Below are 7,435 nucleotides of genomic sequence, written 5' to 3' on the forward strand. Positions count from 1 at the left end.
AAAAGGGGATAAAAAATGGATTAGATCGAGATTTTTACTTCTGCATTCATTCCAGGCAATACTTTCGAGGATGGACTTTGAATCGAAATTTTAACAGGTACTTTTTGGGTTACTTTTGTATAAGTGCCGCTTGAATTTTGCGACGGCAAAGCGGAAAATAGTGAATTTGTCGCATAGCCTATCTCCTGAACTTTTCCATTAAACACGGTTCCAGAATCCCCGTCTACAGTAATATCAACACTATCCCCAACCTCAATCTTTTTCAAATCATTTTCATCGATATTGGCAGTAATATACAAATTACTCATATCGGCTGTTTGGGCTAAAACTTGACCAGCCTGTACCATTTGATTCGATTTTGCTTCATTTTTGATAATGGTTCCTGCTACTAAACTGTCTATAGACATCCCTTGACTACCATTTGATATTTTGCCCAATTCTTCATTACTAGAAACAGTTGCCCCTTCTTTTCCGTCCCAATTTGTCAAAATTCCTGAAGCTGGTGCGATCACCTGATGGATATCTGCTGATACAACCGCATCATCTGTTTGCACGTAATTCTTATTCTCATAAAAGATAAAAGCGCCAGCAGCAATTAGTCCTACTACTACGACCATACCTATAATATTGATCAAGATGATCCGAGTTTTACTCATTCATTAATCTCTCCTATCATTTCAAATGATTATGCTGATGTTTTTGGTGTTTCCTGCTCTTTTGGTGATGGCAGGAGCATTCGGGTTTGTTTTTGAACAAGCGCCCTCCCTTTTCCTGTCAATGCTTTCCCAATCGAGCCAATTAGCATAATGATGCTTAAAACAAGCAAAATGGTAAACAAATGATGATATGCACCTAATACGGCAGACTTTTTCGCATTCGCCACAAGTTGATATACTACTGCACTTTTTGCATCGGTTAAGGACATATGATTTTCCATAAAAGAATGGATTAATTTTGTCATTTCCCATTTAAATTCTGAACTGTTTGGGTCAAGATGTCCTCTGATGTCCTCATAATTGGCCGCATTTTGTACCGTTAAAAACCAGCCAATCACGGGTGAAGCAACCGCCCCAACAAAATTCCGAATGGAGTGAAGTGTCGTTGACCTCATGGCTGCCTGATGGATGTCACCTGCCAGTGCTGTTCCAAGAGCACCGGCAACAAGCGTCATACTGATCCCGGCACCTAGGCAGGCAACTTCGAAGTATAGGGTTGTTAAAGAAGTTTCCGGGCCTATTACTCTCCATTTCATGCTTACAAATAAAACAATTAGTGAGCCAATGATACCGAGTATACCGGCCCCTAATTTATCGTAAAAAATCGTTTTAAATATGGCAGTAAATACAATCCCAACAAAGAACCACAAATAAAAATGACTTAAATATACAAACGGCAAGTCCATGTTATTTCGTAAAAATCCGTTGATCCCGGCTAGTGAAACGACCAGAGAAGCATGGGATGTTACAGCCATAATCGTTCCTGAAATAGGTTTCGCTGCTTTTAAAGACTTAAATGGAACGATTGGTGTTTTGGCTTTTAAGTCCACATATATGAACAAAATGACCAACATGAATCCAACAAGAAGGAATGGCCAAACATAAACGGAAGTAATGCCTTTTTCCACCAAGTTGCATAACGGAAAGGCTAACACGGCCATGATCAATGTCAGCAAAAATACTCCTGTTTTATCGATCGGACTATGATCATGCTCATGCACGTTTTTCGGCAATGTTAAAAAACCAATGATTAAGCATAAGACAGATGATACGACATTTAATATAAATAACCAGCGCCATGCATCGACCCTTAATGAAATGGAACCAAATAAAGCTCCAATCGCACTTGCTCCAAATAATCCTGTTATGACCATAAACAAAAATGTATTTCGGATGGCATTTGGAAAGGATCTCAAACTAACCGGCAAGATGGTTAAGAACAGCATTCCCGCACTCAACCCTTGAATGACTCTCCCTATAGTTAAAATGACCAAACCGGAAGATAAAGTAGAAACAATTGAGCCACATAAGAAAATAAATATAAACAATAAATAATTTCTTCTTAACCCAAATTTCCTGGTGAGTAACGGGCCGAAGGGCACTCCAAGCGCAAACGCCAAATTCGACAGTGTTAATGGTATCAGTAAATGATTCGAACCGATTTCAAGTACGTTTTGGATAATACCTTGGTTTAAAATATACGACAGATTAGAAAAATACTGTGGTCCAATTCTAAGGATGGTTAAGGCCGATATAATCAAATATTGCGGGACAGCAATCTTTTCGCTTTCTGAAGCCGATGAATTCAACTTCTGACTCATTCATTTTCCTCCTTTCATCTTTTGAAAATGATTGTATTGAAGTTATCTCTATATATTGCATAGCACAAGTTGTATTATACAATATATATTTAAAAAATCATAGAGGTTTTTGAAGTGAAAAAATTATCATAGAAAAAAGATTGCTGCATCCCTATTAGACGGTTTTATTGCCCGTAAGGAAGAAAAAGGGGCTCGAACGGTAAAAGAAATTTTACTAGTGACTGATAAAAAAACTTGTGACAGCTTGTCACAAGTCTTTTTTCAAAAGAATTATTTATTATGTTGTTTAAAATCTTGATTTAAGCGTATTAAGTTTTTTTCCAATTGTTTCAGTTCTTCCGTCGACCAGTTTTTTAGTGCTTCCGAATAAAAATCATAGCGGGCTTTTTGTACAATTTGAAGGATATCTTGTCCTTTTTTTGTGATTTCAATCAGGCTAATCCTTCCGTTTTCCGGGGCTGGGTATCGTTTGATATATTGTTTAGATTCTAAAACACCCACCTGCCTGCTCGCAGTTGATATATTTAACATTAATGTATCAGCAATCACATTAATGGCCAGCGGTCCTTTTTCATTAAGCTCGCTTAATATGAGATATTCGGAACGATCCAGCTTGCCCAGCTTTGGGCTGTAAGCTGTTGTCAGCCGTACCAACAAGGCAATTTCATATTCAATCGATTGAAGTGAGTCGAGATTCAAAGACCTTCCCCCTATAAAGCAAGATTATTTACCATTATATCATAGTGGGAAATTTTTATTAGGCATAAAAGACAAAAAACCATAGTTACGAAACACTATGGTTTTTGCTGAATTAATAAGCCAAGCTGAATAATCCTTTAATATGTGATAAGTAACGAACATTACTTGCTTCTTTCATTAATGAAGCTGGAAGTCCTTTTAGCTGAGTTGCGTTGGCACCAATTGTAGCAACGGCATCTTTTCGTCCAAGGCTTGCAAGGGTTCCGGAGTTCACTTGTGTAAACTCTTTAAGGGATTTATTTTCCAAGAACGCATAGACGTTATATCCTGTTTGTTCTCCCATTTGCCATGCAATTTGTGCAGTTGGCGGGAATGGACGTCCATCTGGGCCAAAGACAACAGCACTGTCACCAACAACAAACACATCTTTATGGGAAGTAGATTGCAGGTATTCGTTAACAGTTGCACGGCCGCGATTTACTTCAAGGCCAGATTCTGCTACAAGCGGATTGCCTTGGACACCGCCAGTCCAAACGAACGTATTGGCAACAATTTTTTGTCCATCTTTTAGTTCAATCACATTGCCTTCTACTTTTGTTACAGGAAGACCTGTTAAGAATTGAACACCACGTGCTTCGAGGCTTGTAGTTGCACGCTCGATTAATTCATCTGGCAATACCGGTAAAATTTTCGGACCTGCTTCAACTAGAAGAAGTTTTACTTCTTTAGGATCCACACCATAATTTCTTGCAAGTGTCGGCATCATATCCGCAATTTCGCCAACAAGTTCAACACCCGTTAAACCGCCGCCTCCAATGACAATTGTTGCATCTGCTGCATCTTTTGTTTGTGCATATTTACGAATATGCTCTTCAATATGATGATAAATGCGATTAGCATCATCTGCTGATTTTAATACCATGCTATTCTCTTCTAATCCCGGGATACCAAAGTAAGCTGTGATACTTCCTAATGCTACAACTAGCGCATCATACGTTAAAGAAGAGCCATCAGAAAGTTTCACTTCTTTTTGATCCACTGAGAATGATTCAACTGTTGCAATTTTAAGATTGATATCTTTTCCTTTGAAAAGTTTCGTTAATGGCATTGCAATAGCTTGCTCGGAAACATTTCCTGCTGCTAGGCGATGCAGTTCAGTAATAATTTGGTGTGTTGGGTATTTATTTACAACCGTAACTTCTGCTTGATCTTTATTTAAATATTTACGAACATTAATTGCGGCTAACAGTCCGCCATAACCGGCACCTAATATAACAACTTTCTTAGACATAAGATCTCCCCCGTCCTAATGGATGTAATGTTTAAATTATTTGCTTGAACGTTGTCCGGAAATTTCAAGATAAGCGCTTAAGAAACGGAAAAGTTTTTGGGCTTGCGGGTCTTTAATCATTTTGAGCAGTCCAAAAAGACCGATGACTTCATTGCTTTCTTCAGCACGGTCTTTCGCTTCGATCACAGTAGCAGCAATTTGCTTTACAGTATCTTTAACGGGTTCTACAATTTCTTGAATGGCTCCAACTGTATCATTTTTCAATACTTCATCAGTTGCAACAGCTTGGGCAAAGTTATATGACTTCGTTAACAAATTCACAAGCTCAGTCAGTTTGGGAAGCTGTTCAACCAAAGTTGTTAATGAATCCTGAACTTCGGGTTTTAATAACTGGTCAAGCACGTCAAGTTTTTCTTGTTTCAATTCTTCTTCAGTCTTTGGTCTATCCATAACTTCTAACATGTTGAAATCCCCTTTCTTGTCCGAAAAATTTTCTACCGTTTCAAATCTCTAAAAAAAATTACGAATAATTTTATTTACCATGTGAAATGATAAACTAATTATCTATTTTTTTCAAGAGGATTGCTTGAGTTTTAATATTCAAGATTCTTCCTTTCACGCTAATCAGCCCCTAATAATTATAGTAAAAAAATATTGATTCTATCCTAGTTTAATGTTTTAATATAATGTTATATTTTTTCATAAATTTTGCGGGCTAAAATATTGAATTATCTAATATTTTTTTGTATATTTTAAGTGCTGTTAGCACTCGTTAGTATCGAGTGCTAACAAAAAATGTTTTAGTGGTACATTACTTTTGAATCCTTAAGGGTGTTCTATTTTATGACTTAATTGAATTCACATTAGACGGAGGTATCGTTAATGGAAAAACGAGCAATCATTTATTGTGAAAATCAATTTGGGACCATGGATGGAAAGACCGCAAACGGGCTAATACGCGACCCTGGATATTATCAGATTGTTGCTGTGATCGACAGCACGAAAGCCGGAAAAGATGCAGGTGAGTACCTGGACAAGAAACGAAACGGGATTCCAATCTGTACCAATCTGGAGGAAGCGATAGCGGTTTCAAAAGTAAGACCACAGTATTTTATTTTTGGCATTGCTCCTTCCAATGCTTTTTTGCAAGCAGGTGAAAGAGAGATCATAAAGAAGGCAATAGAAGCAGAAATGAATATCATCAACCCGCTTCAGGAATTCCTAACGGAGGATGAAGAAATGGTTGAATATGCGAAGAAGCATGGAGTAACGATCCATGATATTCGTAAACCAAAACCGAAGAAAGAGTGGAAAATGTTCTCCGGGAGAATTCTCCAAATTGAAACCCCGATTGTTGCGGTACTGGGTACAGATGGCGCCTGCGGTAAACGGACAACCGCTATGATGGTGGAAAAAGAATTAAAACGAAGAGGTTTTCGAACTACTTTTATTGCCACAGGCCAAACAGGATTAATACAAGGAGCCTCATATGGGCTTGCCGTTGATGCTTTTCCAATGCAATATGTGATTGGTGAATTAGAAAACGAAATCATGAAGGCCTACAAAAACGAAAAACCTGATGTCATCCTAGTGGAAGGACAGGGAGCATTAAGCCACCCTGCATATGCCAGCTCTTGCAGTATATTAAAAGGAACACGGCCAAAAGCGGTGATTTTACAGCATCCGCCAAAAAGAAAAGCTTTAGGGGATTTTCCTTTTATGAACATGCCTTCACTTCGAAGTGAGTTGGAACTCATTGAATATTTTGGTCAGACAAAGGTCATCGCAATCACCCTAAATCATGAAGACATGACGGAACAGGAAATTGAAAGAACAATCCTCGAATATGAGCAGCAATTCCAATTACCGGTTACAGATGTTTTAATAAAAGGGCCTGAAAAAGTGGCAGACAGCATTATTGAATTTTTCCCTTCTTTAAAGCAAAAACAGAAAGAGATGTTAGGAATGGTCGCCATATGACCAGTAACATCACTCCAAGAATTGAAATTAACCTGCAAAAGATTCGCCATAATGCCAAAGTATTAAAGAAATTATATGGCGAAAAAGGGATTCAGATTACAGGAGTTGTCAAAGGGGTCAGTGCCAATCTTGAAGTAGCAAGAACGTTAGTGGAAGCGGGGATTACTAGTCTAGCTGATTCAAAGATTGCCAACATCAAAAAAATGAAAACGTCCGGATTAAAAGCTAAGTTTATGTTATTGCGGACACCTGCTCTAAGTGAAGTAAAGCAGGTGGTTGAGTTTGCTGATATCAGTATGAATACAGAACTTGAAATTATTCAGGCTCTGTCAGCAGAAGCGATCAGACAAAACAAAATACACTCCATTATCATAATGGTAGAAATGGGTGACTTAAGAGAGGGAATTTTAAAGGAAGATGCTCCTTCCTTTATTCGTGAAGTGTTAAAGCTGCCAGGAATCCAACTGGCCGGTATTGGAACTAACTTCGCCTGCTTTGGAGGAGTTATTCCAACAGAGAAAAAGATGCAGGAGTTCTCCGACTTTGTCAGCGAGATTCAACAGGAATTTCATATAAAGCTGCCCATCGTTTCTGGAGGAAACTCTGCAAATTATACTTGGCTAATGAAAACCAATGATATAGGGTTGGTAAATAATATTCGCATTGGGGAATCTATTCTGTTGGGACGAGATCCTGCTTCAGGAAAAATAATCCCTGGACTATATCCTGATGCTTTTTGCTTCTTTGCGGAAATCATTGAATCGAAACTCAAACCATCTGTCTCATCAGGAATTAGAGGAAGAAATGCATTTGGTGAAAGTGTGTCCTTTGAAGACCGTGGTTTGATAAGACGGGCAATTGCTGGGGTTGGAAGGCAGGATGTATGGGTCCCGGGTTTAACCCCTTTGCTTCCTGTTGAAATTTTGGGCGCAAGCAGCGACCACATCATCCTAAATACAAAGCATATTCCCATGAAACCTGGCGATGAAGTTGCGTTTTCTCTCAATTACGGAGCTTTACTTTCTATCATGACATCGCCATATGCGCACAAAAAATACTTACACCAATCATCTGAAAAGTGTGACTCTTTAAAAAAGACATCGGCCTAGATTGAAATTTTCATATCCTTCAACCCCGATTTTTTGTAA

7 protein-coding genes are annotated in these 7,435 nt (G+C 38.4%); 2 read left to right on the plus strand and 5 right to left on the minus strand.

Annotated elements, in window-relative coordinates:
- Window positions 1-20 precede the first annotated feature (20 nt).
- The 5 genes from BFU02S_RS13700 to BFU02S_RS13720 form a co-directional block, all read right to left on the minus strand.
- A complete protein-coding gene (locus BFU02S_RS13700) occupies window positions 21-656 on the minus strand; it encodes an HlyD family secretion protein (protein ID WP_066371710.1) in 636 nt (211 codons plus the stop codon).
- Window positions 657-685: 29 nt separating this feature from the next.
- Window positions 686-2,317, minus strand: a complete 1,632-nt coding sequence (locus BFU02S_RS13705) for an MFS transporter (protein WP_066371714.1) — start codon at window positions 2,315-2,317, stop codon at window positions 686-688.
- 270 nt (window positions 2,318-2,587) lie between these two features.
- Window positions 2,588-3,016: a MarR family winged helix-turn-helix transcriptional regulator gene (locus tag BFU02S_RS13710; protein ID WP_066371720.1), complete on the minus strand. Its 429-nt coding sequence runs from the start codon at window positions 3,014-3,016 to the stop codon at window positions 2,588-2,590.
- A gap of 112 nt (window positions 3,017-3,128) precedes the next feature.
- Complete coding sequence (locus BFU02S_RS13715; RefSeq protein ID WP_066371722.1) at window positions 3,129-4,307, minus strand: NAD(P)/FAD-dependent oxidoreductase; 1,179 nt, start codon at window positions 4,305-4,307, stop codon at window positions 3,129-3,131.
- Window positions 4,308-4,343: 36 nt separating this feature from the next.
- The gene (locus tag BFU02S_RS13720; protein ID WP_439951014.1) at window positions 4,344-4,757 is read right to left on the minus strand and encodes a helical membrane plugin domain-containing protein; all 414 of its coding nucleotides are present in this window, start codon (window positions 4,755-4,757) and stop codon (window positions 4,344-4,346) included.
- 432 nt (window positions 4,758-5,189) lie between these two features.
- On the opposite strand from BFU02S_RS13720, the gene BFU02S_RS13725 reads away from it, so the two are divergent.
- Both BFU02S_RS13725 and BFU02S_RS13730 read left to right on the plus strand, forming a co-directional pair.
- On the plus strand, window positions 5,190-6,287 hold the full coding sequence (locus BFU02S_RS13725) for an N-acetyltransferase DgcN family protein (protein ID WP_066371727.1): 1,098 nt from the start codon (window positions 5,190-5,192) through the stop codon (window positions 6,285-6,287).
- Window positions 6,284-7,396, plus strand: a complete 1,113-nt coding sequence (locus BFU02S_RS13730; RefSeq protein ID WP_066371729.1) for an alanine/ornithine racemase family PLP-dependent enzyme — start codon at window positions 6,284-6,286, stop codon at window positions 7,394-7,396. The genes BFU02S_RS13725 and BFU02S_RS13730 overlap by 4 nt, the downstream gene beginning before the upstream one ends.
- Window positions 7,397-7,435 lie beyond the last annotated feature (39 nt).

It is taken from the genome of Neobacillus fumarioli NBRC 102428 (assembly GCF_001591485.1).
Taxonomy (GTDB): domain Bacteria; phylum Bacillota; class Bacilli; order Bacillales; family Cytobacillaceae; genus Neobacillus; species Neobacillus fumarioli.

Bases quoted from the DNA above. Each gene is read 5' to 3' on its own strand.
- BFU02S_RS13700 (WP_066371710.1), bottom strand. From the start codon at position 656: ATGAGTAAAACTCGGATCATCTTGATCAATATTATAGGTATGGTCGTA.
- BFU02S_RS13705 (WP_066371714.1), bottom strand. From the start codon at position 2,317: ATGAGTCAGAAGTTGAATTCATCGGCTTCAGAAAGCGAAAAGATTGCT.
- BFU02S_RS13715 (WP_066371722.1), bottom strand. From the start codon at position 4,307: ATGTCTAAGAAAGTTGTTATATTAGGTGCCGGTTATGGCGGACTGTTA.
- BFU02S_RS13720 (WP_439951014.1), bottom strand. From the start codon at position 4,757: ATGGATAGACCAAAGACTGAAGAAGAATTGAAACAAGAAAAACTTGAC.
- BFU02S_RS13725 (WP_066371727.1), top strand. From the start codon at position 5,190: ATGGAAAAACGAGCAATCATTTATTGTGAAAATCAATTTGGGACCATG.
- BFU02S_RS13730 (WP_066371729.1), top strand. From the start codon at position 6,284: ATGACCAGTAACATCACTCCAAGAATTGAAATTAACCTGCAAAAGATT.